The organism is Dyadobacter psychrophilus (genome assembly GCF_900167945.1).
Lineage (GTDB): Bacteria > Bacteroidota > Bacteroidia > Cytophagales > Spirosomataceae > Dyadobacter > Dyadobacter psychrophilus.
Genome location: NZ_FUZA01000001.1, coordinates 1,637,543 through 1,663,574 on the forward strand (window position 1 = coordinate 1,637,543; position 26,032 = coordinate 1,663,574).

A 26,032-nucleotide genomic window follows, 5' to 3' on the forward strand; every position below is an offset into this window, starting at 1 on the left:
GCTATCTACTTGCTAATTGGCCACCATCACTTTCCTCACAACATGGCTGTTACCCGATTTTATTTCAACCAGATATAACCCAGCCGGCCAATGTTCCGTGACAATTTCCTGCTCGATATTTGCATTCAGCTTTCGATCTTTGACAATTTTCCTGCCCGTTACACTGACAATGTCAAATGTTGCGGATTTCGAGGATTTTATCTTTAAATAATTGGCAGCCGGATTTGGAAAGACATTAACGAGCGGCCCCGCTGCTGGTTCGTTGCCTGTAATGGTAACAGGCACAATGTTGGTCAGCAACCTTAGCCCCCCCGCGTTGCTGCCGACGGCGATATCGGGCTTTTTGTCTCCATTGTAATCACCAACGGCCACAGAGAGATAGTTTCCGAACGAAGGTGCAGACGCTTTTCCGTTCTGCTCCACGAGCAATGTTTCCCGCTCCGTCCATTTGCCCCAGTCGGCGCCATGGAAAAGGCGAATGTTGCCTGTATGATCTGCCGTAATAACATCTGCACGGCCATCGAGATCAAAATCGGCCACGGCTAGCTGCGGGGACCGTCCCTCGAAACTGATGGTAACACCCGCAAAAGCGTCACTTTCCAGCTTGAATGTAAACTGCTTGCTGGTTCCTGTATTGGCATAAAAATAAATGTTTCCCTGCGTCTTGCCCAGCAGCAAATCCAGGTCTCCATCACCATCTACATCGTAAAAATGGGGCGAATCGCCGGTTTGAGATTCTGCGGGCATGGCAATAGTCACGGCATCCGCGAGGTTCAATTGCGCTGCTGCGCCGGATTGTGCTTTGTTGGGGATGTAGCGATATTCCAGTTTTAATGTCGTGGTCGAAGTCGCGGAGAAACCGAGGTCCGAAACGCCATCTCCATTGAAATCAGCCCATTGAGGCTTAATGTTGTAAACGCCGAATGCGGAAGCCAGATTGAGATAATTTTCCGATTCCACTTCAAATGCGGGTGTTGTGTTATTTCCTGTGTTTTTCAAAAGCCAGAAACCACCTTTGAAACCGGTTTGCCCGGGAATCCCGCCCGTCCCAATGAGCATATCCAGGTCGCCGTCACCATCTATGTCGAAAAATGAAGGCGCTGCATTTTCACCCACGTCCAGCATTTGATCCTGCAAGAAGTTCTTTTTTGTGAGTTTAAAATCTGGTTTGGTATCCGTTCCTGCATTTTGATAATACCAGCCGGAGGACTTGAAATCGGTCAGGTTACCATCGTTGGAAGCCGTGTTAGGCGCTATTAGCAGGTCTTTTTTGCCATCAAAATTCACATCTTCCATAAATGCAGCCGGGAAAATGTGTAAAAGCACAGGATTTACCGTGGGGTAAGTGTTGGTATAAGCCGTAAAATTGCCAATCAATCCGCTTGCTGAATTGGTTAAAAATGAAATGTGCGTGTTACTGACGTGCCCAACCAAAAGGTCCTTTTTGCCGTCCCCATTCAGATCCTGCAACAAAATAGAGTTCCCCGCATGCATTTCGCGATTACCCGAACTCACCGTCACGCCGCAATCCAACCCGAATTCAAAACCTTCGTTGGTGCCTTTGTGAAAATCCCCCCAGCAGTCACCATTACGCTGAAAAACAGGACTTTGCACATTTCCAAGGCTATCCGGCTTGCCAAACTTCTCCATGCTCAAATTCTGGTGCAGCTCAATATAATTACCCGAAAAATCAAACAGCAAAAGGTCCAGATCGCCATCATCATCCACATCTACAATTCCTGGAATGTCCGTTCCCGAAACCTGCAAATTGATATTTCCCGAAAAGCCCTTCGTATACAGCACTTCCTGCATTTGCCTGAATGTCCAGGATTGTGCGGTTTTCTCTTGCCGGTAAACGCTGATCCCTAATGACGTGCTTGTAAAAAGATCCTTATTACCGTCTCCGTCGTAATCCGCCAGGATCATCCAGTTGTCTGCTTTGGGAAAAAGGGATTCATAATAAGGCGTGTGAATGAATGTTTTCTTGCCTGGGTTCAATGGGTCAGGCCCAGCCAGGAATGTGGTGATTTTGCTATTGGTACGATCATACACAACCAGGTCTTCATCCGCATCATTGTTCAAATGCATTTTCAGGAATTGCGAAGCATTGAGTCCGCCGGTCCAGGGATTGGTTAGTTTCGCGCCTTTGGATGTGACGCTGGTCAGCGTGTCGATTTTAAACCATGACTTTTGTGAAAAAGCACTTGAAAGCGTTACAATGTTAAGAATGAAGAGGAAAAAGGAGGTAAATTTCGTTCGCATCGTTGAGGAATAATCTATTAGTTTTGCGGTTCCCGCCGCGCGCGGACGCCGAACCCGGGTTTACTGATCTGGCTTTTAAACCTAACGAAATAAGCGCTTATAACTTTATATTGATTCCCGATTTCATGTATACTTCGACCGAAACGCTCTATAACCACTTCCAAAACGGCGCTGCCATATGCACCGACACCCGCAAGATCGGCGAAGGCTGCCTGTTTTTCGCATTAAAAGGTGACAATTTTGATGGAAACCAATACGCGGCAGAAGCATTGAGCAAGGGCGCCGCATATGCTGTAGTGGACGATGCGGAGATGGTTGCCGACGAGCGCTTTTTACTGGTTGAAAATGTGTTGGAAGCATTGCAGGACTTGGCCCGGCATCACCGCAAAACATTCACATTCCCGGTTATCGCACTGACGGGCTCCAATGGAAAAACCACAACAAAAGAACTGATTGCAAAGGTGTTATCCATGAAATACAACACATACGCAACCAAAGGCAACCTGAACAACCACATTGGCGTCCCGCTGACGATCCTGTCCATTGATCCCGCCAAACACGAAATGGCTGTCGTTGAAATGGGCGCCAACCACCAGCAGGAAATCGCGCTGCTGAGCACCATTGCTATTCCCACACACGGCCTGATCACCAACATTGGTAAGGCGCACCTGGAAGGTTTTGGCGGAATAGCTGGCATTATGAAGGGAAAAGGAGAGCTTTTTGATTTTCTTTCCAAAAAGAAGGGCACCGTTTTCGTGAACACCAAAGACGATGTGATCATGGAAATGGCGAGCAAGCGCCGTGCATTCGGGGAAATCGTCTTTTACTGCTCGGATAATAGTGCTGTCAACCCCATTTTGGTGCAGGAAAGCCCTTTTGTAATTTATCAAAACAATGGAAAAACGGTTTCCACGCAGCTGACGGGCGGTTATAACTTCGATAATATGTGCGCCGCGCTCGCTATGGGAAAGCATTTTGATGTGGCAGATGAGGATGCAAACGAGGCCGTGGCGACTTACAAGCCTGATAATAATCGTTCGCAAATCGTTAAAAAAGGGAGCAATACGGTCATTATGGATGCTTATAATGCGAATCCGTCTTCCATGTCGGCGGCTATCGCCAACTTTGCGGGCATTGACGCGCCACGTAAAATGATAATCCTGGGTGACATGTTCGAGCTGGGTGATGCGGCTCCGGCAGAACATTTGGCATTAGGCGAGCAGATCGCAAAACACAAGTTTGATATCGTGATCCTGGCCGGCAGTCTCATGCAACATGCATTGCCTGCATTGCCCAAGGCTTACTATTTTCCCGACAAGTTTTCACTTCACAACTGGGTTATGGATAACCCGCAGGAAAATACATACATTTTAATCAAAGGTTCAAGAGGCATGGCTCTGGAAACTGTCCTGAACCTGATGCCGGATTGAATTCTATAATTTAAGGAATTATTAGTTAAATTATATTGGCCGCGTCTATCACATTATTGATGAAATTGATAAATATCAGTTTTTGATAAATAAAATCAAATTCATTTATTTAAAACAACTCTTTCCTGATATAGTACCAGCCCAAAAGTTGCCTTGTGCAAGCGCCGGTTGTAGTTTTGTGACATTAAAAATGTACAAATTATAAACCAACCACAATCATGGCAAATAGGATTTTATCTGTGGGATCAACCTTCCCTGAATTTAAAAAAACATCCGTTGTTTCTCTTGAAAAAGGAAACGAATTCTACGATATTACCTCAGAAGATCACAAAAACGCTGAAAAGTGGATGGTTATGTTCTGGTGGCCAAAAGATTTCACTTTTGTATGCCCTACCGAAATTGCTGAGTTCGGAAAGCACGTTGAAGACTTCGCTGACCGCGATACCATGCTGATCGGTGCTTCTACTGACAGCGAGTTCGTTCACCTGGCCTGGAGAAAAAACCACGATGATCTTCGTGACCTTCAATTCCCAATGCTGGCTGACACTTCCAAGTCTCTTGCAGAAGAACTGGGGATTCTTGAAGCAAACGAGAAAATTGCTTACCGTGTAACTTACATCGTTGATCCACAAGGAATTATTCGCTGGGTAAGTGTTAACGACCTTTCTGTTGGCCGTAATGTTGACGAAGTGATCCGCGTTTTGGATGCTTTGCAAACCGACGAACTTTGCCCTTGCAACTGGGTTAAAGGAGAAGCAACATTAGCTTAATCAAAACCAAAAATGTATCCATTCGCGACAACAGGGAATACAAAAGATTCCCTGTATAAAGAAGTGAACCTGCCGGCAGAATTTGAAAGCGTGCTGATCAATAAGCTGGCCGCATTGGACCACCGTTATCTCAAAGATTTGAAGATCAATGTTGGTAATGTGCTCAAATCGCAGACATTGAACCGAAAAGAAGCGCTTTTGATCGCGCTTTCGGTGGCTGTAAATGAGAAAAATGCGGCACTGATCACAGCGCTCGAAGAACTGGCTGCTAATGAGGGTGCCGACGAAAAGGAAATTGCGGAAGTTACAGCCTGCGTTTCTTTGATGAATGCGAACAACGTTTTCTATCGTTTCAGGCATTTCATGCACAAGGAATTTTACGATAATGCGCCTGCGGGAATCAAAATGAGCATTATGGTGAACCCTGTTTTGGGTAAAGAATTTTTTGAGCTGCTGAGCCTTGTCGTTTCCGCATTGAATGGCTGCGAAATGTGCGTGACTTCACACGAGCAATCGGTGCTGAACCACGGCGGAACGCCTGCGCGTATATTCGACGCGGTAAGGGTTGGCGCCATTTTCAAAAGCTTCACTGTTTTGGTGTAAAATAAAAATTCCCAGGTCCGAAATGGCCTGGGAATTTTGCACTACTACTCTTTACTCCGTATTTCTTGATGTTTGCCGCTAGCTATTCTGAATAGCTGACAAAAGCGATATTGTCACCCCACATTGTCTGCGGCTCGAAATCGATGATGATTTCGTCTTCATATTCATCCTCAGAAAAATGCTTCCTGAGTTTTAACGGCCCTTTTCCCGCTTCCCCGTTGTAATAAGCCGTCATTTTGTATCTGCCTAATGGAATGTCAACCAACTTCCCATAGTCACTTGTAAAAGGCTCTCCATGCTTCATTTTGAGGGTTTTACCCTTTGAACCGTCAATAAGATCGCCAACCGGCACAAGTGTGAATTCAATGTTTTCGGAATCGTAAATGCTGCTCATTATGGCTTTATTCACTTCAATAGTGACTCCATAGTAGCCTTGCGCCTCCACAGGTCTTTTTCCCGTGAGCTTCCATTGAAAATTCCGGACTGCTCCGTTAATGCTGAACTCCTCATACACATCCGGATCCAGGTCCAGCTCATATTCGCGGCCATTATATTTCCTGGTAATGTGCGCTGAGGCCATGAATGTGCCCACTTTTGGTAACTGGATTTTATAATTCCCCTTTTCGTCCGAAGTTCCGATGGAATAGGACGCGTAGATCATTGTGTTATCCACCACCACTTTCACGCCTGGCATCGGCGATCCGTCCGTATTGATAACTTTCCCCGTTGTATAACCTTCTTCCGGGGCCGATCCATCCGGCGAAGGGCCATCGGTTTCGGTGCACGCAACGGCAAGCAGCACGAATATGCATTGCATTAATATAGAAACGCGTCTCATTTTTTAGTGATCTTTTGCAGTTCCGTGGTGGAAGAATCCTCGCCCACCGTTTCGATCGACTTCACGATGCCAACGCCCGGAGCGGTCCATAGCTCAACTGTGCAAACATCTTCGGTTTCCTCAACTGGTATGAAAAGGCTTGATAATTTTATATGCATTTCATATTTATACTCCCACTTGGTACACTTGAATGTCCCTGCTGGCGTCGTTATTTCTTCCTGCTTAGTCGCCTTTCCATCCAGATAGGTCAATGTGGTTTCCCAATCTGCTTCGATTTTGTTTTGTTCATCGATTGGTATCAGCAATGCCATGTCTACTTTTAGCGGATCTTTACCGAAAGTAACGTTGCTGCCGACCGTTCCTTTGTTTTCCAACACTTGCTTTTGAGGAAAGCCACTCATTGTAACATCTTCAATTTCAGCAAATTCATTTACGATATCGTATAATGCATGCACGGCATCCTCATGCAGCATTTCGTTAGTCGTAAGTCCGCCCTTACTGAATGCCCTGCTTCTGGTTGTAACAAAAACCCTTCCCTCCTGGATCACATTTTCAATATCATAAACGGCAATACCCGAAGAATCCTTTGTATTAACAACTTGTAATGTAGAACTGCTTTTTTCGCCATCACTGTCCAGTATCCTATATGTATAAATCTGATCTTTCTCAGGCAAAAATGCTTTGTCTTCGGCAGGCGGATTGCCGTCATCGGGCTTAACATTGTCTTTGTCATCCTTGCAAGATGCCAGTGAGACAGCTGCAATTGCCAGTGAAAGAAACGCTGCCCGTGTCCGTCGGGCGAATGTAATGGAAGGTTGAATTTTATTTAACATGGCTTTTGTAATAATTAAAATATGAAACTGATTACTATATACGTATTAGGCTATAATCACCGGATTTTGAAAACAAGATGAACCAGCAGCAGAAGAAATCCTGAAATTGAGAGATAACCCCTGATCAAAATAAACTTTAACCACTCATTCCTGGCATCTTGAAAACCAGCTTTTGTGTCGATTGAGTTGCTATTGATAAGGGCATTAACCGGTTCGCTAAATTTCAAAATAAGCGCCATATCGGCCACCAAAAGCAAAAAAGCAAGCAAAACAGGCGCATAGGAAAGGAATCCCGCACTTTTATTACTCATCAAAAACCAGATGAACATAACGGCCAATGCAGACAAATACAGCACTTTGAATTTGCCCCGGACAATCGGGTCGACAGCTTTGCGAAGCACTATAAAATCATCGGCGGGAATGCTATACAATGCTTTCCCAAAACCGAAATGGTAAAATGCACCTTGTGCAGCGATAAAAAAGTAAAGTGTTATCCCAATGATCCGGACGACGGAGATCAATTCAATTGGTTTCATAAATTTTCTGAATAGAGGCTTTTGTCGTATCCTTCGCTAGCTCTTCTGCAAGTTTTTTGTTCAGATATCTCCTTACGGAAACTTTGGTAATATCCAGGTTGGTGGGTTCAGTGACCGTGGAAACAAGGTGATTGCTGTTGGCATAATATCGCACGAGCGTACTGTTTTTTAGAAATGAGCTTTCGGTTACCCAAAATCCGGTTTCGGGATATGGCTGTCGTAAAGGTCTCTTCTGAGACTTGGGCGCGTGTTGTATGCTTGCGACCATCAGTATGGCCGCAAGCATTATCGTCATGGTGCGCATTATTATTCTTTCAGGACTTTGCCTTCCACGTTATCAGCGAACGTGTTAGCAGTTTCGATATCGTCATTCACTTTTGCCTGATAATTCACATAAACACCGTATCCGCCACTGCCTGAGATCTTGGAATTTTTGATCTGGAAACTTGCCTGACTTCCGTAAACGGCAATGTTCACTTTCTTACCCGAAACCAGCGCCGTACTTCCTCCGCCTGATATTTCCGCATATTCAAAAACATTCATCGCACTGGTTGAGAAGCAGATAATTCCTCTCCAATATGCCGGCTTGTTTTCCGCGCCCCGGATGATAATTTTAGACGCTTCGGTTCCTTTTGCATTCAGATAACCGCCGTCGATGGACATTCTCGCGCCTGAGGACATTTCTATTATCACTCCGGGCATCAATTTCCAATCGGCATCCACTGTAAGGCTTTCCAGGATACGGTAGGGCGTTTTGTCTTTGAAACCTTGCCAAACAATTTCACCAGCAGAGCTTTTAGAAAGCTGCGAAGGTGATATTTCCACAACATTTCGCCCGTTGCCTCCCGTAAAAACGGAGTTAGGATCCAGTTTTGCAACGTTTCGGGCTGTCAGCAAAATGCCGGCTTCCGTGTTGTCCTTAAATACATTAAACGCAAATGCAGACAAAATAACAGCATCTTCAACCCATAAACCATATCCGTCATTCTTTTCGAAAAGGCAGTCTTTGATCGACAATTCCGCCTTGGACACGCCCGTAATGGCCATTCCGGCCTTGATTCCACTATAAAGCACCTTACTTCCCGCATGCAGCACATGCACATTTTCCAATGTATTGGCACTGCTCGCAGAACGGAAAATCACACCAGCCCAAAAACCTTTTTTCGCTTCCTGGCCTATCAGGCGGATCGGTTTGTTAGGCTCACCGCTCGCAAGCAAGATTCCGCCTTTATCATTCACCTCGAAACGAGCGTCCCTTGCAAATGCAATGACCACGCCGGGTTTCACTGTCAGTTCGGCATTCACTGCAACATTGCCATTAGCAATGTAGTCGGGAAGGTCAGGATTATCAATGCGGTCTTCCAGTGTGGTTTTTGCATTAATATTTGCATCCAGCACGATCGGCTGGATAGCAGCTGCTGTGATCAGGACTTTGTCCTTGCTTTCGCCATTCGCATTGCTGATGGTCAATTCCAGCTCGTATTCACCTGAAACGTCGGTTTTGAATGTTGGCTTGTTAACGGTAGCCGAGCTGAGGGTTGTGGTGCTTCCGGTCGGTTTTTTCGTGAATGTCCACCGATAATCGAAGGGTTTGTTTTCGCTGTCGGTCGAGGCACTTCCGTCGAGGGTAACAATGGCGCCAGCATTCAGATTCTGGTCTGCGCCGGCTCGGGCGGTGAGCGTATTGCCTGGTTTTACGTCTTCATCTTCCTTACAGCTTGTTACAAAAAGGGCAAGCGAAAAGAGGGCAAGCAGAATTCTTTTACTTTTTAACATGGCTATTTTTGATTTTACTGGACACTGATTTTCGCCATCGGCTAAATGGCGGTGCAATGGTAAGTCGAAATAGCGATGTGAGAAAGTGCTGTCGATTAACAGCAGGTTTTATCGACAAAAGGCGTCAGTAGACGCTAATTTTGACCGTTTGCTAAAAAGTCAGCTTGAAACGTCGCTGACAATCGTTCCGGAAGTTGCGGCCAATGGGCAGTTCTTTTCCGGCGATTTCAATTTTATGCGCATGGTAACTTTCCACTTTATCCACAGCCACAATAAATGAACGGTGCACACGGATAAAGCTGTCCTCAGGAAGCAACTCTTCCAAAAGGCTTATTTTTTGTTTCGTGATCAACACTTTATCTTTCAAAACAACCTTAATGTAATCCCGGAGGCTTTCTACCCAAAATATATCATTCACATTGACCTTCACCATTTTCCTGTCCACTTTGAGATATAAAAACACATCCTGGTTACTGACAGCGGTTTTTTGCGCGATGGAAACGGATTGATTGGTAACATTCAAACCCGTAAAAACCTTGTCCATAGCACGCAGAAAGCGCTCGAAAGGAATGGGTTTCAGCAAATAATCCACCGCATTCAGGTCAAAACCTTCAACGGCATAATCCTGGTAAGCAGTTGTAAAAACGACTTTGGGCGGTGTTTTGAGACTCCTTAATAGTTCGGTCCCTGTTAGTCCAGGCATTTTTACATCCAGGAACATCAGATCAACTTTTTGCTGCTGCAAAACCTGAAAAGCCTGAATAGCATCCTGGCACCGGGCAACGATTTCGATCTCATTGAAATTCCGGAGATAATTGTCCAGCACTTCAATGGCATGCGGTTCGTCGTCCACCAAAATCGCTTTTATCTTCATTATGAGGCTATATCAATTTTTTTATCCAATTCCAATTCGAGGATTACGGCAAAAACTTCTTCTTCTTCCAAAATTTTGAGCTGGTATGCCGAAGGATACAAAATTTCCATCCGCTTCCTGACATTAGCTAATCCAATGCTGGTGTGATGGCTTCGGCCGTCTTTCGGATCGGGCCGATCAGGCTTGCTGTTGGATATTTTAAATTTAAGAAAATTGTTCTTAACCCGCAGATCCATGTTGATCCAGGCCTGCCCTACCTGCTCGCTGGCGCCATGCTTGAATGCGTTTTCTACCAACGGAAGGATTAACAAGGGCGCAATCTTATATTCACTGGAAACACCATTAATGCTGAAATTAATGTCCAGGCGCTCTTCATAACGAATCTTCTCAAGCTCGATGTAACTCTCGACAATTTTTATATCCCGCTCTAAATCAACCACATCCGTATTAGCCTCATAAAGCATATAGCGTAATATTTCTGCCAGTCCCATCACCACAGAAGGCGATTGCGGCGATTGGTTTAATGTTAATGCGTAGAGATTATTGAGTGTATTAAAAAGAAAGTGCGGGTGTAACTGCCCCTTTAAAAAGTTAAGCTCGGCTTCCATCGCCGCCTGCCTTCTTTCAAACCACATTTTAAAAAATTTAACCGATAAAGCCACCCAGACAAAAATGTTAGTCTGCTCAAAAGCGCTGATCAGATAGACCGGTTTTGCAAGCTGCTGCCAGAATGTTCCTTCCAGTTTTTTCCAAACAAATGTTGGATCTGTTTTTTTTACCGCGCTGTAAATGATGGGATCGGCAACAAAAATTTCCATCAACCTGAAAGCCAGCGTCGACAAAACCACTGCTGCAATGAGCAGGACAAAAAATTCGATTCGCTTTTTTCTGTTGAAAAACTTCGGGATAATGACATACCCGATCGAATAGAAATAAGCAATGTGTATAGGCAAAAACAAGGCAACGACCCCAATTGCGATCCAGTAATCAGGCATTCCGGCACCATAAATCACCGTCAGGATAATCAGGACGACGATCCAGAACGCGGCATGCTGCAAAATCCTTAACCGGGCCTGATTAGTAGGGTAAACGTTTGGGCGCATAGGCAAATATAACCAATTCACCGCCTATTTTTTGACGCCGAAAATATTGTCGACAAAGACCACAGTAACGTCGACGAACGGCATGGCACGCGGATTTTTAGATCTGTCAAGACAAAATATCTGCCAGGACTGCCCACAAACCTTATCCTCACTTACAAAGCACTCCATATGCAGCTCACAGAAGATAAAACATCCAAATTGAAGAGCAAAATCACAATTTGTATCTATTTTTCTTCCCGTCCGTGGTTTTTCTACTTAGTTTTGTATTAAAATAAAGATATAAACTAAACTGTCAAATAATGGCAACGTCAACAGAAACGTACATTCCTTACAAGGTAAAAGACATCAGTTTGGCCGAGTGGGGCCGGAAAGAAATTACGCTTGCAGAAGCTGAAATGCCGGGTTTAATGTCAATCCGCGCAGAATACGGTCCGTCACAGCCCCTTGCAGGTGCGCGTGTTGCCGGTTGCTTGCACATGACAATCCAAACAGCAGTTTTGATCGAAACGCTTACTGCACTGGGTGCGGAAGTGACCTGGTCATCCTGCAACATTTTCTCAACGCAAGATCACGCAGCAGCGGCGATCGCAGCAGCGGGAATCCCTGTTTACGCCTGGAAAGGCATGAATGAAGAAGAATTCAACTGGTGTATCGAACAAACATTGTTCTTCGGTGAGGACCGCAAGCCATTGAATATGATCCTGGATGACGGCGGCGACCTTACCAACATGGTTTTCGACGAATATCCTGAGCTGATCGAAGGCATTAAAGGACTTTCAGAAGAAACTACAACAGGTGTGCTTCGCCTTTATGACCGTTTGAAAAACGGAACGCTTCATTTGCCTGCAATCAATGTAAATGACTCCGTTACAAAATCGAAATTTGATAACAAATACGGCTGCCGCGAATCACTTGTGGATTCAATCCGCCGCGCAACGGACTTAATGCTTGCCGGCAAAGTGGCTGTTGTCGCTGGTTACGGTGACGTTGGTAAAGGCTCAGCAGAATCGCTTCGTGGCGCAGGATGCCGAGTATTGGTTACGGAAATCGACCCAATTTGCGCACTTCAAGCTGCTATGGACGGTTTTGAAGTTGTTACAATGGACGAAGCTGCAACACGCGCTAACATTTTCGTGACAGCAACTGGAAACTACAAGATCATTACAGATCGTCATTTCTTGAAAATGCGCGACAAAGCGGTTGTTTGTAACATCGGCCACTTCGATAACGAAATCGACATGGCTTGGCTGAACTCAACTTACGGTGCCTCAAAAGTGCAGATCAAACCACAGGTTGACATTTATTCGGTTGAAGGCAAAGACATTATCATTCTTGCAGAAGGCCGTTTGGTAAACTTAGGCTGCGCAATGGGCCATCCATCATTCGTAATGTCATGCTCGTTCTCTAACCAGACGCTTGCGCAGATCGAACTTTGGACGAACACTGCCGCTTACGAGAAAAAAGTTTACGTACTTCCAAAAGCATTGGACGAAAAAGTAGCAGCATTCCACCTTGCCCACGTAGGCGCAAAATTGGAAACGCTGTCGGACGAGCAAGCAGCTTACATCGGTGTCAGCACTGAGGGGCCGTTCAAATCGGAGACTTATCGTTATTGATGTTTGGGGTTGGCCTTTTTGGGGTCAACATTTGTAAAAGCATCCCGGGCCGAAAACCTGGGATGCTTTTTTTACTGCCAATTCTAAAGTTGTACAACCAGTTCTCGCGAATATTCTTCTCTCCCTCTTGTAAATCTCACAATGTAAGTGCCGGTTTGCAATTTAGAAATGTCGAGCTCCTCCCCATCCCAATGCTCACGTTTCATACAACTGCGCCCTTTCTTATCAAATATTTCCACATTGTAGCCGACAGCTGGATGTGTTGATTTAAAGCTGATATTTGCAGCTGCTGGATTTGGAAAAACGGCTATGTTGTTGACTATCTTTTTTACCGGATAAATCGTTAATCCATATTCGCTTCTAATGACTTTCTCCTGAGCTTGAACTTGAAGCGCGCAAATTGCATACAACGTCAATACAACTAAACTGATCTTTTTCATCCTTCAAGGCTTTTTAGTAGAGAATATATAATCAAAATCAAAGTCAACGCTGGCACCGACCCATCTTCCACCGAACACACCTGATTTGGGGAGCATGTCTATAAAAGGCATTTTGCCATTTTGTAAGTGCGCGGGAAGACCATCATATAGATAGAGTCGAAAATCAAAACCAGGACCTGTCGCGTAACTGTCGTCCTTCCCATTAAGATTGGTAATTTCAATGTGGAAATGATATAGCGCTGTATCCTCGGGCAAATCACCATTAATTTTTGTTTGAAAGAGATCTTCTGGGATAAATACAACTCCAAATCCATTTACCGCACAGTCCCACTCTCGGAAATAACCCTTATCACTTGTCACTGTGACGCGATAGCTGTAAGAATGTATATCAGAAAAATCATTATCTGTGAGATCAACTGTAAAACCTAACTGTGGATAAAACACTTTACTTGGATCATCGTCGGAATCATTGGTGTTACCAGGATTATTTGGGTCGTTAGAGGTTGTTTGCTCTTCATCAGGATCATATTCTTTCACCTTCTTTTCTCCATTATTAGCCCCATGCATTGTCGAAAAATGATGAAACGTGTACGGATCAGGGTAATGTGTCCCGGTTGGTGTAACGTTCATTGCCAATGCGTCCCAGGCATAATCCACACCATATTCGAGATTGGTAAGCATTATTGAAGTTCCCGCTGTTGCTTTTTCGAATACGACCTGGTTGTTTTTATGCAGCCTGAAAAGATAGCCATCTGGTGCCCATTGATTTGCCCATGAGAATTCCAGTTTCGAAATGTCCACATCCTGTTGATTTTCGCTGGGATGGAACAAGTTTGACTTCTCCGGACGCAACCAATAGAAAAACGGTTTTGAATACGGGCCATAAATCCAGTCCCCTTTGTCATCCTTTGCCTTCGCCCGGACGCGCCATTTGAAACCACCATTTTTGTCCAACGGCAGCATTAAAGCATCAGGTATTGTAGCTGCGGTTTGAATTGTTGAGCCGAGCCCATTAGGAATGATGGCATCATCACTAGTTCTATAAATGGTATATTCATATTCATGTGCACCAGTCACCTCCGACCAAGCCAACCCTTGTGCGCCGCCATACTGAAACGTAACAACCTGATCATTTTTGGGGCTTACCAGCACCGGGGCAGGCACCAGCGAATAATCCAGCACGAATGTTGAAAAGTACTTCTTTCCAAACTCTTTCTCAGTGATAAATGGAGGCGTTGCCTCCTTATAAGGTTCGAACGCCCATGTATATACTTTTCCGTCAGATTGGTCAGGCAGTTTTAAGTTTTCATGGTCATAAAGCACCTGTGGAGATTCCATATCATCTTTTTTGTCCTGGATGTGAAAGCGGTAACCGCTGACGCCGGGCGTTTCTTCGGCTGATAGCACTAAATCTTTTCCGAAAGGAGGGACGTGTTCGCCGTCAGCCGGACTAGGCGGAACCAGCAGCGGCGTCTCAGGCAGATCGGTCTGGAAAGAAATGGGGTCAAGCCAGTCGCCAAAGATATCAGTATCAGTGAGCCCCGTCTTCATAAAGCTCTTCGAGCCTTTATCCCAAGTCACCCCTTCTTCTGAACCCAGTTTATGGGTTGCGATCACTTGCCAGCTATAATCCCGCTCCTTAGCCAAAGCCAATTCCTTCGCCTCCTTCTCGTCATCGACTGCTTCCACAGGAAAATCCTGCGCAGGCACTTCGCCTGTCAAATCGGTTACTCTTAATATGTAACCTGCCGCGCCGGGTGTTGCCTGCCATTCAATGACACTATTCCATGCAGGTATCTTGTCATGCTCTAAAGGACTGATTGGTAAGGTAGTTATGGATGCAGTTGTTACTTCTAGGATAGGACTCCAGTTGTTTGCCATTTTTTCCAAATTACGGCACTCTAAATATCCGCCTAACAAACTGGCGCATCCCTGTCCACCTGCAGCATAAAGCCTGCGACGGACAAAATATTTTTTACCTCCCTCTAAATAAAACTTGGCCGTTGTTGTCTGTTTGCCTGGGTCTTTTTCGTCAATGTAAGGTAAAAGCACCTCTGTCGTATGCTGAAAAGCTCTGTAAACCGGTGATATAAGGTCGTCAAAAGCAACATCTTCGGAAACCTCTGTTAAACTAATCTCTTCTTTGCCAGGATAGAACACGTCCGAACGAAATCTGGCATCAAAACCCTGCACTTCTTTAATTTCAATGTCATCAGCATTGACTGCCCATATTTTGGGCTGATCAACAAACTCTTTGCCAAGCACACAGGTCAAGGCATCCATGCATTTTTTCCAGGTCGCAGAAGTTTCTTTGTAACTGTTGGCGAGCAGGGAAGACTGGATCGCCACGGCCATATCATCGAAGGTCGGATTTGCCGGCAGGAATTTCGAAAAAGCTTCAAAGATAATTTTTCCCGGAACGTCATCTTCAAGTTTCGTAAAAAAGCGTGTCTGTCCATTTTCGTTTGTAAAACCGTTTGGCCCGGTCCCGTTCGAAATTAGGTAATAAAATTGCGTCCATACACCCGCCCTCTGCTCCGGGGTTGCACCGGCCCAGCCTAGCCCGTTGTAAAAGTTTAACTGTCCTTTTTGGGTTGGATCTGAAAGGCTGCGTAAATAATTTGCACCTCCAAAAGCATCCGCACCGATAGTCCATACAGGTTGCTGATTTTTGGAAATCCTATATTGATTATTTACTTCTGATCCGAAAATATCCTGTAATGCAAAACGGATTGCAATGGATTCAGCCGATTCGGGCAACTTTACGTTTTTAACGTTGCCGTAGATTCCCGAAAAATACGTCCCGGCAATTTGATCAATTGTGAATACATTATCGTCGTCCAGGTAGTTAAAATAGTTAGTTTCCTTATTATATCCAGATGAGATTGAAGGAGCTTTTGGACCCACACTATTATTTATCTCGATACCGCCCTGCCCGTCAAGCCCAACAAATTGATACTTGTCTTTAAAATGCTCTCTTGCCAGACAAGTTGTAAAATGCGCCGAAACACCTTTTCGTGAAAGCGCCACGTCATTGTCCAAAGTGTAAATTTGATCCGCATCATCTGTATCAATAAAATACATGCTTTGCGTGGGATTAAAAATGGATGTCCCTACTCTTCCATCTTGAGAACAGTCCAGCAATATCGATGCCGCAGAACCTGATGCATCCGGTGCCGTTTTTACTTCAGAAGTAGCAAGCGGAACGAAACCGTAGTAAATCGATTCGGCCGTTTTGGGATTATTAACCTCGCACTCCTGTCCAAATGTCTCGATCCGCATACCCAAACCAACTGCCTTCCAGGCTTCACGTAAAGCCAAGTCCAACTCAGAACCAATCGGATGACCCATCTCATGTACAACTTCGAGCGTTTTTTTTCGAAGGTCAAAGAAGTCCGAATTGCTTGTTAATTTGGGCATGGTTTCCCAAAAAATTTCTATTGCCTTTGGGACCCCAATTCCGACACAATTAAATTCTGTTCCATGATCATTTTTTTGAATACCATTTGATCCAACAGCTAATAAATAGAAACAGTGATTAATTATTCCGGCATTTTTGTGCGGCTTAAATTTTGGATCGCCCCAATCCTGCCAGTTATTGCCCTTGTAAGTATCGGGTTGCTTCGTCAGATTAGGATTTACAAAATTCCTGATCCCCCCCGCGACGAGGTTTTCACCCACCACCCAGTTATAATCCAAAGCTTTTTCAACTTCCTTTCTCACAAATACTGAGAAAATATCTGCAAAGGCCTCATTTATTGATGCAGTTGGTATCGATAATGGAGGTATAGGAAAAATTGATCCATATGCGGTTCGATGGTGAAAAACACCATGTGTGTACTCATGGGCAACAAATTCAATTCCTGTGACCGGAACATACTTCCCTGAGTTCCCAAAAAACTGAAATTTTCTGGCTGCTCGGCTATAACCAGGATCATTGTATGCCGAATCAATCAACTCACACTTAATCGTTAATCCTGCATTATCCAAACCGCTCCAATCAAAGTGCTTTTGAAAGACATCCATTGTTCCTTTCATAGAAAACATCACACCTGCACCAACAGGAGTAGAAAAGGGATTAGGCTGTTCGTCGGTGAATATGCCATCATTGTTCTTATCTGTAAAATTGACTTTTTGTTTTACGACGTCACCTGTAAGCGCCATGAGCTCTATCGCTGGTAAATTGCTTTCCGGCAAGGTTTCGAGCCGGCATTCCTTATTCAATCCAGCGGGATCAGTTGAGTATACCATAAGCCGTACATTTTGCTGTCCATTAAAATAAGTTGGCAGCGTCATAGTAACATTTTTCTTATTGTAAATCGGTTGTGCGTGTAGTCCTGTGCATAGAAACATCAGAACAAATGGCAGGCAATGCCACCATTGAGAGAAGGGTGTCTTTAACATGAAAATAGATGTGCTAAATAATAAAATGGTTTATGCTATTCTGCTTGTTGAGATGTGAAGAATGGCATAAGTCATTTAGGAGCACGAATGGAATGAGCCTGCGGTTAGTCCGAGCTATCCTACGGGAAGAATGAAGAATTACACTTGTCGCTAATCCTTTGCCAGCGGCGGCCCCGTTTCAACCGGCCGGGCGGGCGTTGGAAAAGCAATATTATTCTCGTCAAAGGCCTTCTTGATAGCCTTCATAGCCAAACTTTTCCCTGGCCCTGGGCCTATTTTCGCTTGATCGATCCAGAATAAGATTTCAAAATCAATGCTCTTTTCACTGAACCGGATGAAGTTTAATTCTATTGGTTTAAGTTTTTGCAAAAACAGGAGCGGCCTGATGGCTGAAAGCGCCACATTTTCCACGAAAAACAGATCGTCTTTATAACCAATGCTGCATTCCAGCTGGACTCTCCTATCTCCTGAATGTGTGAAGTTTACTATGGGTTTTTGAAAAATGTCCTTACTCGGAAGCTCTACGAGTTGTCCTGCAAAATTATCCAGCTTAACCGAGCGCAAACCAATGGAAAGCACCTTGCCGGTAAAACCGTTTGTTTCAATCACGTCGCCCACTTTGATAGGGCGCTGGATGGCGATGAAAGCGCCGGAGATAAAATTGGTAGTAAGGTCCTGAAAAGCAAAACCCAGTGCCAATGCAAGTACGCCGGCCCCTGCGAGCAATGATGTTACTGTCTTATCTAGTCCTAAAACACCCAGCGCGAAAAACAAGCCGGTTGTAACGATCGCAATGCGGGTTAATGCCGAAATCAGACTTACCAATGCAATGTTTTGAGATGCCCTTGTAAGCCCTTTTTCCATAAACCGACTTCCATATCGGGCCAGGAATCGAAAAACCACAAGGATCAGGATTGCAATAATAAGGTTCGGCACGAAACGGACACTTTCATCAAACCACTTGTCCAGCTTAACGACGATGGGATCCGTAATTTTTGTTATTTGAGCAAATATCATGGTTGGGTATTTGACGCAAATAACGTGAATAAGCCTCAAAACATACAAAAAGCGGCCGGAGAATGATTTTTCCGGCCGCTTTCATGAACTATATACGCTTAAATCACAATCTGGCGAGCAACTCCTGCTTCTTGGCTTTGAATTCTTCCTCACTGATCTGACCTTTTTCAAATAAAACATTAACCTTTTCAATCGTCGCAATGATTATATCTTGCGGGCTGCGATCAGTCGGACTGCGGTCAGTCGGACTGCGATCAGTCGGGCTACGGTCAGTTTCGCCGTGCAGGTCCGCCGTTGAGGTTACATCATAAACAGGCTCCGGAGTTGGCTGCGTTTGTCCGCTCGGCTCCGAAATCAAATCGAGACTTCCCAGATCAACTGGGCCTTCCTGACTTGTGAACTTATAAGAGTTTCCTGAACCTTGCTGCTGCGAAACGCCTGTAATGTTGTGATGCTTGGTGTCATAAATGGTTCGTTTTCCATTTTCTTCTACGACTAATCTCCGCACAGGTGCAAAATAGGCATAACGGAAATTGTTCTGTGCGCCGCTCGACGTTGGATTGCCAAAAACCGATGGCCAGGAACTGCTTACATTGTTACTGCTCGCCGCAGACTTGCTCTCCTGATGCCATTCTGACGATTCATCAGCAGTTTCTTCATACAAAACCTGGCTGGTAACCAGTTCAGATAGCTCGTTGCAAAGGTTGTTGACCGTAGTTTTCAATGAATTATTGAACATGTCTCCCACCATCGTCATCCCGCCTTTCATCCACTGCCCCGACCCGCCGAGCTCTGCAATGTTGAACTGAGCCATTGTTCCGCGACCGCTGATCACCGCTATCAACAGCGACTCAACAGTCTCATTTTTAAGATTATATTTTGCAGCAATCTCTTTAACATGTTGTTTGCCCGTACTCGTTAATGCTTTCATGATTTCTTGTCTTTTTCTGTATACGTAACAAAAATGGTGCCATCGCGCAGCAAATGTAGTTTAACCGAAGGCTCATTGAGGCCAACCACTTGTCCATCGAATTTCTATTTAGAATTAGACCCGCCCTATGTTTGATGACGAAAACATATTTTTTTAACAAAACAACAACAGTATGAAATTACTACAAAGTGCACATGCTATCACAAAAGCAATGATTCTCGCCGGTCTCATGAGCGCCTGCCAAAATGAAAAGGACGCCATCGTCGCACCAACATCTTCGCTGGAACAGGCAACAGATGCAAATGCAAAAATTGCTGTTAAGTATCTAATTAAAGACGGTGGAACGAAACTCACCTATTCCGGAATTAGAAACTTTTTAGTGAAAGAATTAGATGGCGCCGGATACCTCAAAGAATATACTTATGACGGTAACAAAATTACTTGTGACCTCAAAAAAAATGGGATCACGATTAACAAAAACTTCATTACTTATACTTTAAATGCAAAAGGGCAATGTGTACAAAGTGTACATACCGCCACTGATAAAGTTATTGCAGGAACGTATGTGTATGTATACAATGAATTTAACCAACTTTCCTTGGTTTACCACAAAACGCTTCCTAAGCTTCGCCAGGTATTTGAATACGAACAAGATGCGGATAACAGCCTTCAGGGTAAATCGTTGAGCAAGATTACGTTTTACGATCAATACGATGTAAAAGAAAAAGAAATTATTTTCAAACATGCGAATGGTAAGTTCGTAACTCAATACCATCCTAATGGTAATATTTATGAGACTGCAAACGAAGATAACCCTTTGAACCCAACGGGACTTGCCGAAGCCAATAGCAAATATTTGCCAATCTTTGGCAGATTCAGCAGATTCGCCCTGCGACAAACTGTTCATAAAGGCTTTACGGGTCAAGTCATTTATCCTTACCCGATTTTCAATTATAGCTTGACTGCAAAAACTTTGGGAGAAGAAATATCGACATATGATTTTATAACAAAAAATGATTTTGGCCAAGTACTATCCAAAGTTGAAAGGAAATACTCCACCACTCCGCAGGCAGTTATGGTAGGTCTGTAATGAAATCAATTTTAACACAAACATGAACAGTATGAAATTATTTAATAAAGCACTCACTATTACGAAAGTGTTTATTACTGCTGGCTTGATAGCATCTTGCCAAAGTGAGAAGGATGCGGTTGTAAGCCCAGTCGTAGAACAAGCCGAAAAAGTTGATGAGAATGCTAAAATTTCTGCCGACAGTAAGTTGATAAGCGACTTTTCAAGGAAACTTTCCTATTCAGGGCCTAGAAATTTACTTGCGAAAGAAACGCTGGAAAGCTATAATTACTACATAGACTATGTTTACACAGCGCAAGGTATCAAGGCAACCAAATATGAAATTAGTAGCCAAAAGGCGGTATCAACTAGTACATATATCTTAAATGCAAGCGGGCTTTGTATTGAAAGCAGTGTCGGAAACAGTTTCAGTGGCACTACTCAATACAAGTATAATGACAACCAGCAATTAATATTAGCATTTAACAAATTTGAGCCGAATGAGCGTCAGGAATTTAAATACTCCTCCGAACCCAACGGTCAAGCAAGATTGCTTTCAGTGTCATTTTATGATAAGCAAAATTATAAAACAAGAGAATTGATTTACAGTTACGTTGGTAACATGCCTGATTTGTATCCTTTGAATCCAGATTTCCTGGCGTCAGGCACCGGTAAGTATCTTCCGATTTTCGGTAAATTCAGTCCCTATCTAATTAAAATGGTTAGCGAAACGGAACACACCTACCACCCGCATAAAGAATATACTTCGGCAGAACTTTATAATTATAAGTTTTATGCAGATGGAAGGGTTAAATCCATCGAAGCATCTGATGTAAAGACCGGCAATACTTATATGATAAGCAATAGAACTTACGCTTCCGCAATGGTGGCAAATTAAGCTACAAAAACAAGAAGAACCCCAAACAGTATCCGGGGTTCTTCTTAATACACAACCTAAACACAATCAGTTGATCATTATTAACGCTGAGTAAAATATTATAGCTGGTCTTTTACATTGCCTGTAATGCGGTCTAATTCAATTTTTGAGGATAAATAATCATAAACTGCTTCCAGATAATTGGATTTGGCTGATGTTAATGCAAATTCGGAATCGATTAGCTCCAGTCTGGACGCGACGCCCTTTTCATATCTGTATTTTGTGATGGAATAGCTGAGTTCCGCTGTTTCTGAGACATTCTGCTGGGTTTTGATCCGCTCGGATGTTTCAATAAGGCTTGCCAGAACTTGTTTCACTTCCGTTTTTAATTGCTCCTGGGCATTGTTGTAAATCACATCGGCTTGCTGTCTTTCGATTTTGCCTAATGCTATTTTGTTAATGTTCTGGTTTCCGCTGAAAATGGGGATGGCAAACTGCACACCAGTGTAGAAAACGGGAGGATAAGCAGCATTACCGAAGCGGAATTGATTGGTTTGCGTCTGGATTTGATATTGGCTGATGAAACTCACAACCGGCAATCTGGCAGATTTATACAATTCTATTTCTTTGTCATTGATCTCTTTGTTCAATGACAGGATTTGCAAATCAGGGCGTTGCTGGATGGATAATTTGTAGGTTCCGTCCTCGCCAGGAACTGATTCGTTGGCATTGAGTTCGAGTGAATCTGAAAGTAGATAATCGGTTTCAGAAACGTCCCCTAGCAAGTTTCTCAGTTGCTGCTGGCTGATCTGCAATGCATATGTTAGCCTGAGCACATCGGGTTCGAGATTTTTTACGGATGTGTATGCCCGTAATGTGTCAACCCGCAAGGCACGGCCCTGCGCGAGCAGTGAACGAGAATCATTCAACGCTTTCTGATTTCTGACAATGCTTTCCTTTTGTAATTTCAGTCTTTCATTCAAAACGAGCAATTGAACGTAATTTTGTTTGACCTGAGCCACCACGTCCACCTCTCGCTGGCGGAAAGAAAGTTGGCTCTGTTTCTCAAGCAGTTTTCTTCGTTCGATCTCATGTTTTGCACCCGAATTATAAATGGGTTGAACAAGGGAAATTTGCGCAGCACCAATGTCTTCACCGCCAAAGCGTCCATAACCTATTTTTTCAGAGTTACTTGTATTTCCATTGAGACCGAAGAAAACCGGTTTCTGAAAATAATGCTGAAACTGTCCCGTCAAACTGATGTTTGGCATCAACAAACCGCGCGTGATGGCGGTTTGTTGTTTGGCTTTGTGAATGTTAATCGAATCGATCCGCAAGTCGCGGTTCCGACCTTGCGCGAGCTCGATCGCCTTTTGCAAAGACAGCGTCTGGGCCTGCCCGAAGGACAGCAAAGGACTCAGCATTGATGCAATAACTAATGCTTTCGCCAACCCGGCATATTGATTTAAAAATGACTTTTTCATGATTGAAATGTGGTATTAATATTCCCTGGAATTAATGCGTGTGTAATAAAGCCTCTTCTTCGACCGCCACATTTCCATCATCTTTGCGCTTTTTGTGCGGTCTGGACAGATAGGAATAGATCGAAGGAATTACATAAAGTGTGAGCACACCGGCGAAGATCAGGCCTCCCACAACCACGATTCCCAGTGACTGGCGGCTGCCGGAAGCTGTTCCGAGAGACAATGCGATCGGTAATGTTCCGAAAATCATGGCGAGCGTGGTCATGAGGATTGGACGGAATCTGCTGACAGCTGCAATTTTTGCGGCTTCAAATGTTGAAGTGCCCGATTCCTTGCTCTGATTGGCGAATTCGACAATCAGGATACCGTTCTTGGTAATCAAACCAATGAGCATAATGATCCCGATCTGACTGAAAATATTCACCGTTTGCGCTGTAAACCAAAGACTTAGCAATGCACCCGTTAACGCCATTGGGACCGTCAAAAGAATAATAAACGGATCTACCAAACTTTCAAACTGCGCCGCCAGAACCAGATAGATCAGCACAATGGCGAAAATGAATGCGAAGATCAGGCTTGAACTACTTTCAGAGTAATCACGGCTTTGTCCTGCTAATGCTGTACTGAAACCCTTAGGAAGTTCTTTTGAAGTAATTTTATCCAATTCCTGAATGGCTTCGCCTAAGCTTACGCCAGCGGCCGGTGTCGCGGAAATAGTAGCGCTGTAAGATTGATTATAGCGATAGATCGCCGGAGGACTTATGCCTTCGTTTTGCTTTGTGAGGTTATCCAGGGACACCATTTGGCCACTTCCTGATTTCAGATACAACGATTTCAGGTCATAAGGTGCTGATCTGTCTTCCCGATCAAGCTGGCCGATCACTTCATATTGGCGATCGTTGTGAATGAAGTAACCATATCTTCTGCTGCTGAGTGCGAGTTGCAATGTTTGGCCGATCGCCTGCGTGGAAATCCCCAATTGTGCGGCGCGCTGACGGTCAATGCTGATGCTGATCTCGGGGCGGTTGATTTTAAAGTCTGCGTCAGCGAAAACCAGTTTCTTGTTGCCGCTCACCTCGCCCATTAATTTGGGCATAATGTCGATTAATGCTTTCAAATCAGGCGCTTGCACAACATATTGAACCGGCTGCGTATTTCCATAACCACCAATAGTTGGAAGCTGAATGGGAATAATAAGCACATTTCTGAACTTCTGCGAAGCGCCGACCAGCTTCATAAAGATTTGCTGTTGCGTCAATCCGCTTTTCCGATCCTTTGGTTCTTTGAGAAAAATCCATTGAAAACCACCGTTCACAGGCTGTGTTAATGTTCCGCCAGCAGCAGCAACGGCTGTATACGTGCGTTCCTCGTTCAGATCGGGAATAGAATCGCTCACGAAATTCCCAATCTCCTTCATGCTTTGCTCCATACTTTCATACGAAGTGCCTTCGGGCGCCATTACGGCAAGTCCAACCATTGACCTGTCTTCCAATGGAGCGAGCTCGGATGGCAGTTTCGGAGCGAGCCAGAAAGCAACCCCAAACGACACCAAAAGCAGCACGATACCCAGCCAGCGCACTTTCATAAACGCAGTAAGCGATCTTGCATAGGCATTGTTCATGGCGATGAACCAGGGCTCTGTTTTTTTGTAAAGCCAATTGTGCGAAGTGCCCGATTTGAGCAGATAGGCGCTCATCATTGGCGTCAAAGTAAGCGCTACAAATGCTGAAACGGTCACCGAACCAGCGACGACAATGGCAAATTCTTTGAACAGACGTCCGGTAAGACCGCCCAGGAAAAGGATCGGCAGGAACACCGCGACGAGCGTAATGGTGGTTGAAATAACTGCAAAATAAATCTCATTGGAGCCTTCCCGCGCCGCCTGAATGGGCGACATCCCCTCCTCCACTTTACTATAAATGTTTTCCAAAACAATGATCGCATCATCGACGACAAGCCCGATCGCCAGAACCAGTCCTAAGAGTGTTAACACATTGATCGAGAAATCGGCGATATACATGATGAAAAATGCCGAAACGATGGAAACAGGGATGGCCAGCAGCGGGATCAATGTGCTTCGCCAGTCTCTCAGAAAGACGAATATGATCAGAGAAACCAATGCGAAGGCAAGCAATAATGTTTCCTCTACTTCTGATAATGAGTTTCTTACCGGAACTGTAAAGTCTTTTCCAAGGGCGATTTCGTATTCTTTTGGGGCTGTCTTTTTAATTTCTTCAAAACGTTTCTTGAACTCATCCACAATGGCCAGCGAGTTGGCACCGCGTTGTGGGCTCACACCCGTTCCCACGCCATAATCAGCTGTTTTTCCATTATAGACGATCATCGCAGTCCGCTCATTTTGGGAAGACATGACGGCCTGGCCCACGTCTTTGAACCGCACAATGGCGCCATCGCTTTCCCGCAGGATCATGTTGTTGAAATCGTCCTCGGTAACAAGCCTTCCCTGCGTTCGCAATGTCACTTCTGTGTTTTCGCCTTCAATGCGACCACTTGGTAAATCTACATTCTCACGTTGCAAAGCAGTTTGAATGTCTGTCGGTGTCAGGCCGTAGGAAGCCAGTTTTACCGGGTCCATTCTCAATCGCATCGCGCGTTTTCTGCCAGCGTAGGAATCAACCAGCCTTACACCGGGGATGGATTGCAGTCTTTCCTTGATGTTGATATTAACAAAATCAGTGACATCTTCGAGTGTTTTGGTCTTGCTTTGAACTGTAAGAAAAACCAGGAAATCCGCCGGCCCGGCTTTCTCAACAATGGTTGGCTCAATATCCGTCGGCAGTTGCTGGCGGGATTTGGAAACTTTGTCCCGAACGTCATTTGCGGCTGCTTCCAAGTCCGCGTTCAGTTCAAATTCAACGGTGATAATGCTCACCTGTTCGCGGGAAGTCGAAGATACAGAACGGATACCGTTCGCCTCTGCAATGGCTTCCTCCAATGGCTTCGTAACCTGGGAAGCAATAATGTCGGCACTGGCACCGGGATAAACGGTTGTTACCATCACAATTGGCGAATCTGTAACGGGATATTCCCGTGTTCCCAAAAATGTGTAACCAACGATCCCAAAAAGTATAAGCAGTACGGACATTACCCCGGCCAGAACCGGCCGGGAAATACTAACTTGTGAAATAGCACTCATGACTAATAGATT

Annotated in this window: 20 protein-coding genes; 6 read left to right on the forward strand and 14 right to left on the reverse strand. The window is 44.5% G+C overall.

Features of this window, described 5'->3' with window-relative positions; translation table 11 throughout:
• Positions 1-12: 12 nt before the first annotated feature.
• Positions 13-2,262 (reverse strand): T9SS type A sorting domain-containing protein, encoded by a 2,250-nt coding sequence (locus B5X68_RS06930; RefSeq protein WP_082213867.1) that lies wholly within the window; start codon positions 2,260-2,262, stop codon positions 13-15.
• Positions 2,263-2,387: 125 nt separating this feature from the next.
• On the opposite strand from B5X68_RS06930, the gene B5X68_RS06935 reads away from it, so the two are divergent.
• The 3 genes from B5X68_RS06935 (at position 2,388) to B5X68_RS06945 (ending at position 5,065) form a co-directional block, all read left to right on the forward strand.
• Positions 2,388-3,692: a UDP-N-acetylmuramoyl-tripeptide--D-alanyl-D-alanine ligase gene (locus tag B5X68_RS06935; protein WP_082214041.1), complete on the forward strand. Its 1,305-nt coding sequence runs from the start codon at positions 2,388-2,390 to the stop codon at positions 3,690-3,692.
• 218 nt (positions 3,693-3,910) lie between these two features.
• Positions 3,911-4,462, forward strand: coding sequence for a peroxiredoxin (locus B5X68_RS06940; protein ID WP_082213868.1), 552 nt, complete (start codon positions 3,911-3,913; stop codon positions 4,460-4,462).
• 12 nt (positions 4,463-4,474) lie between these two features.
• The gene (locus B5X68_RS06945; RefSeq protein WP_082213869.1) at positions 4,475-5,065 is read left to right on the forward strand and encodes a carboxymuconolactone decarboxylase family protein; all 591 of its coding nucleotides are present in this window, start codon (positions 4,475-4,477) and stop codon (positions 5,063-5,065) included.
• Between the two features lie 82 nt (positions 5,066-5,147).
• On the opposite strand, the gene B5X68_RS06950 is transcribed toward B5X68_RS06945, so the two are convergent.
• From B5X68_RS06950 to B5X68_RS06980, 7 genes are all read right to left on the reverse strand, one after another.
• A complete protein-coding gene (locus B5X68_RS06950; RefSeq protein ID WP_141110200.1) occupies positions 5,148-5,903 on the reverse strand; it encodes a carboxypeptidase-like regulatory domain-containing protein in 756 nt (251 codons plus the stop codon).
• On the reverse strand, positions 5,900-6,736 hold the full coding sequence (locus tag B5X68_RS06955) for a TapB family protein (RefSeq protein WP_082213871.1): 837 nt from the start codon (positions 6,734-6,736) through the stop codon (positions 5,900-5,902). Before B5X68_RS06955 ends, B5X68_RS06950 begins: the two co-directional genes overlap by 4 nt.
• A gap of 56 nt (positions 6,737-6,792) precedes the next feature.
• Positions 6,793-7,272, reverse strand: coding sequence for a hypothetical protein (locus B5X68_RS06960; protein ID WP_082213872.1), 480 nt, complete (start codon positions 7,270-7,272; stop codon positions 6,793-6,795).
• Positions 7,259-7,567, reverse strand: coding sequence for a hypothetical protein (locus B5X68_RS06965; RefSeq protein ID WP_141110201.1), 309 nt, complete (start codon positions 7,565-7,567; stop codon positions 7,259-7,261). Before B5X68_RS06965 ends, B5X68_RS06960 begins: the two co-directional genes overlap by 14 nt.
• 11 nt (positions 7,568-7,578) lie before the next feature.
• The gene (locus B5X68_RS06970) at positions 7,579-9,048 is read right to left on the reverse strand and encodes a PKD domain-containing protein (RefSeq protein ID WP_082214042.1); all 1,470 of its coding nucleotides are present in this window, start codon (positions 9,046-9,048) and stop codon (positions 7,579-7,581) included.
• Between the two features lie 151 nt (positions 9,049-9,199).
• Positions 9,200-9,922 (reverse strand): LytR/AlgR family response regulator transcription factor, encoded by a 723-nt coding sequence (locus B5X68_RS06975; protein ID WP_082213874.1) that lies wholly within the window; start codon positions 9,920-9,922, stop codon positions 9,200-9,202.
• Entirely contained in the window at positions 9,922-11,025 is a 1,104-nt protein-coding gene (locus B5X68_RS06980) for a sensor histidine kinase (protein WP_082213875.1), read from the reverse strand. Before B5X68_RS06980 ends, B5X68_RS06975 begins: the two co-directional genes overlap by 1 nt.
• 299 nt (positions 11,026-11,324) lie before the next feature.
• Here B5X68_RS06980 and ahcY point away from each other — a divergent pair, with 299 nt between their 5' ends.
• Positions 11,325-12,641, forward strand: a complete 1,317-nt coding sequence (ahcY, locus tag B5X68_RS06985) for an adenosylhomocysteinase (protein ID WP_082213876.1) — start codon at positions 11,325-11,327, stop codon at positions 12,639-12,641.
• Between the two features lie 83 nt (positions 12,642-12,724).
• Here the strand turns inward: ahcY and B5X68_RS06990 are convergent, their stop codons facing one another.
• The 4 genes from B5X68_RS06990 to B5X68_RS07005 form a co-directional block, all read right to left on the reverse strand.
• Positions 12,725-13,081: a T9SS type A sorting domain-containing protein gene (locus B5X68_RS06990; protein WP_082213877.1), complete on the reverse strand. Its 357-nt coding sequence runs from the start codon at positions 13,079-13,081 to the stop codon at positions 12,725-12,727.
• A 3-nt stretch (positions 13,082-13,084) separates the two neighbouring features.
• Positions 13,085-17,332, reverse strand: coding sequence for a M4 family metallopeptidase (locus B5X68_RS06995; protein ID WP_170916592.1), 4,248 nt, complete (start codon positions 17,330-17,332; stop codon positions 13,085-13,087).
• Positions 17,333-17,635: 303 nt separating this feature from the next.
• Entirely contained in the window at positions 17,636-18,502 is an 867-nt protein-coding gene (locus tag B5X68_RS07000; RefSeq protein WP_082213879.1) for a mechanosensitive ion channel family protein, read from the reverse strand.
• A gap of 103 nt (positions 18,503-18,605) precedes the next feature.
• Entirely contained in the window at positions 18,606-19,433 is an 828-nt protein-coding gene (locus tag B5X68_RS07005) for an SHOCT domain-containing protein (RefSeq protein ID WP_082213880.1), read from the reverse strand.
• Between the two features lie 172 nt (positions 19,434-19,605).
• On the opposite strand from B5X68_RS07005, the gene B5X68_RS07010 reads away from it, so the two are divergent.
• Positions 19,606-20,523, forward strand: a complete 918-nt coding sequence (locus tag B5X68_RS07010; protein ID WP_082213881.1) for a hypothetical protein — start codon at positions 19,606-19,608, stop codon at positions 20,521-20,523.
• A 31-nt stretch (positions 20,524-20,554) separates the two neighbouring features.
• A complete protein-coding gene (locus B5X68_RS07015) occupies positions 20,555-21,400 on the forward strand; it encodes a hypothetical protein (RefSeq protein ID WP_082213882.1) in 846 nt (281 codons plus the stop codon).
• 98 nt (positions 21,401-21,498) lie between these two features.
• Here B5X68_RS07015 and B5X68_RS07020 read toward each other — a convergent pair whose 3' ends face one another.
• Together B5X68_RS07020 and B5X68_RS07025 are read right to left on the reverse strand one after the other, a co-directional pair.
• Positions 21,499-22,863: a TolC family protein gene (locus B5X68_RS07020; protein WP_082213883.1), complete on the reverse strand. Its 1,365-nt coding sequence runs from the start codon at positions 22,861-22,863 to the stop codon at positions 21,499-21,501.
• A gap of 31 nt (positions 22,864-22,894) precedes the next feature.
• Positions 22,895-26,020 (reverse strand): efflux RND transporter permease subunit, encoded by a 3,126-nt coding sequence (locus B5X68_RS07025; RefSeq protein WP_082213884.1) that lies wholly within the window; start codon positions 26,018-26,020, stop codon positions 22,895-22,897.
• Positions 26,021-26,032: the final 12 nt, after the last annotated feature.

Bases quoted from the DNA above. Each gene is read 5' to 3' on its own strand.
- B5X68_RS06930 (WP_082213867.1), bottom strand. From the start codon at position 2,262: ATGCGAACGAAATTTACCTCCTTTTTCCTCTTCATTCTTAACATTGTA.
- B5X68_RS06935 (WP_082214041.1), top strand. From the start codon at position 2,388: ATGTATACTTCGACCGAAACGCTCTATAACCACTTCCAAAACGGCGCT.
- B5X68_RS06940 (WP_082213868.1), top strand. From the start codon at position 3,911: ATGGCAAATAGGATTTTATCTGTGGGATCAACCTTCCCTGAATTTAAA.
- B5X68_RS06945 (WP_082213869.1), top strand. From the start codon at position 4,475: ATGTATCCATTCGCGACAACAGGGAATACAAAAGATTCCCTGTATAAA.
- B5X68_RS06950 (WP_141110200.1), bottom strand. From the start codon at position 5,903: ATGAGACGCGTTTCTATATTAATGCAATGCATATTCGTGCTGCTTGCC.
- B5X68_RS06955 (WP_082213871.1), bottom strand. From the start codon at position 6,736: ATGTTAAATAAAATTCAACCTTCCATTACATTCGCCCGACGGACACGG.
- B5X68_RS06960 (WP_082213872.1), bottom strand. From the start codon at position 7,272: ATGAAACCAATTGAATTGATCTCCGTCGTCCGGATCATTGGGATAACA.
- B5X68_RS06965 (WP_141110201.1), bottom strand. From the start codon at position 7,567: ATGACGATAATGCTTGCGGCCATACTGATGGTCGCAAGCATACAACAC.
- B5X68_RS06970 (WP_082214042.1), bottom strand. From the start codon at position 9,048: ATGTTAAAAAGTAAAAGAATTCTGCTTGCCCTCTTTTCGCTTGCCCTT.
- B5X68_RS06975 (WP_082213874.1), bottom strand. From the start codon at position 9,922: ATGAAGATAAAAGCGATTTTGGTGGACGACGAACCGCATGCCATTGAA.
- B5X68_RS06980 (WP_082213875.1), bottom strand. From the start codon at position 11,025: ATGCGCCCAAACGTTTACCCTACTAATCAGGCCCGGTTAAGGATTTTG.
- ahcY (WP_082213876.1), top strand. From the start codon at position 11,325: ATGGCAACGTCAACAGAAACGTACATTCCTTACAAGGTAAAAGACATC.
- B5X68_RS06990 (WP_082213877.1), bottom strand. From the start codon at position 13,081: ATGAAAAAGATCAGTTTAGTTGTATTGACGTTGTATGCAATTTGCGCG.
- B5X68_RS06995 (WP_170916592.1), bottom strand. From the start codon at position 17,332: ATGGTATACTCAACTGATCCCGCTGGATTGAATAAGGAATGCCGGCTC.
- B5X68_RS07000 (WP_082213879.1), bottom strand. From the start codon at position 18,502: ATGATATTTGCTCAAATAACAAAAATTACGGATCCCATCGTCGTTAAG.
- B5X68_RS07005 (WP_082213880.1), bottom strand. From the start codon at position 19,433: ATGAAAGCATTAACGAGTACGGGCAAACAACATGTTAAAGAGATTGCT.
- B5X68_RS07010 (WP_082213881.1), top strand. From the start codon at position 19,606: ATGAAATTACTACAAAGTGCACATGCTATCACAAAAGCAATGATTCTC.
- B5X68_RS07015 (WP_082213882.1), top strand. From the start codon at position 20,555: ATGAAATTATTTAATAAAGCACTCACTATTACGAAAGTGTTTATTACT.
- B5X68_RS07020 (WP_082213883.1), bottom strand. From the start codon at position 22,863: ATGAAAAAGTCATTTTTAAATCAATATGCCGGGTTGGCGAAAGCATTA.
- B5X68_RS07025 (WP_082213884.1), bottom strand. From the start codon at position 26,020: ATGAGTGCTATTTCACAAGTTAGTATTTCCCGGCCGGTTCTGGCCGGG.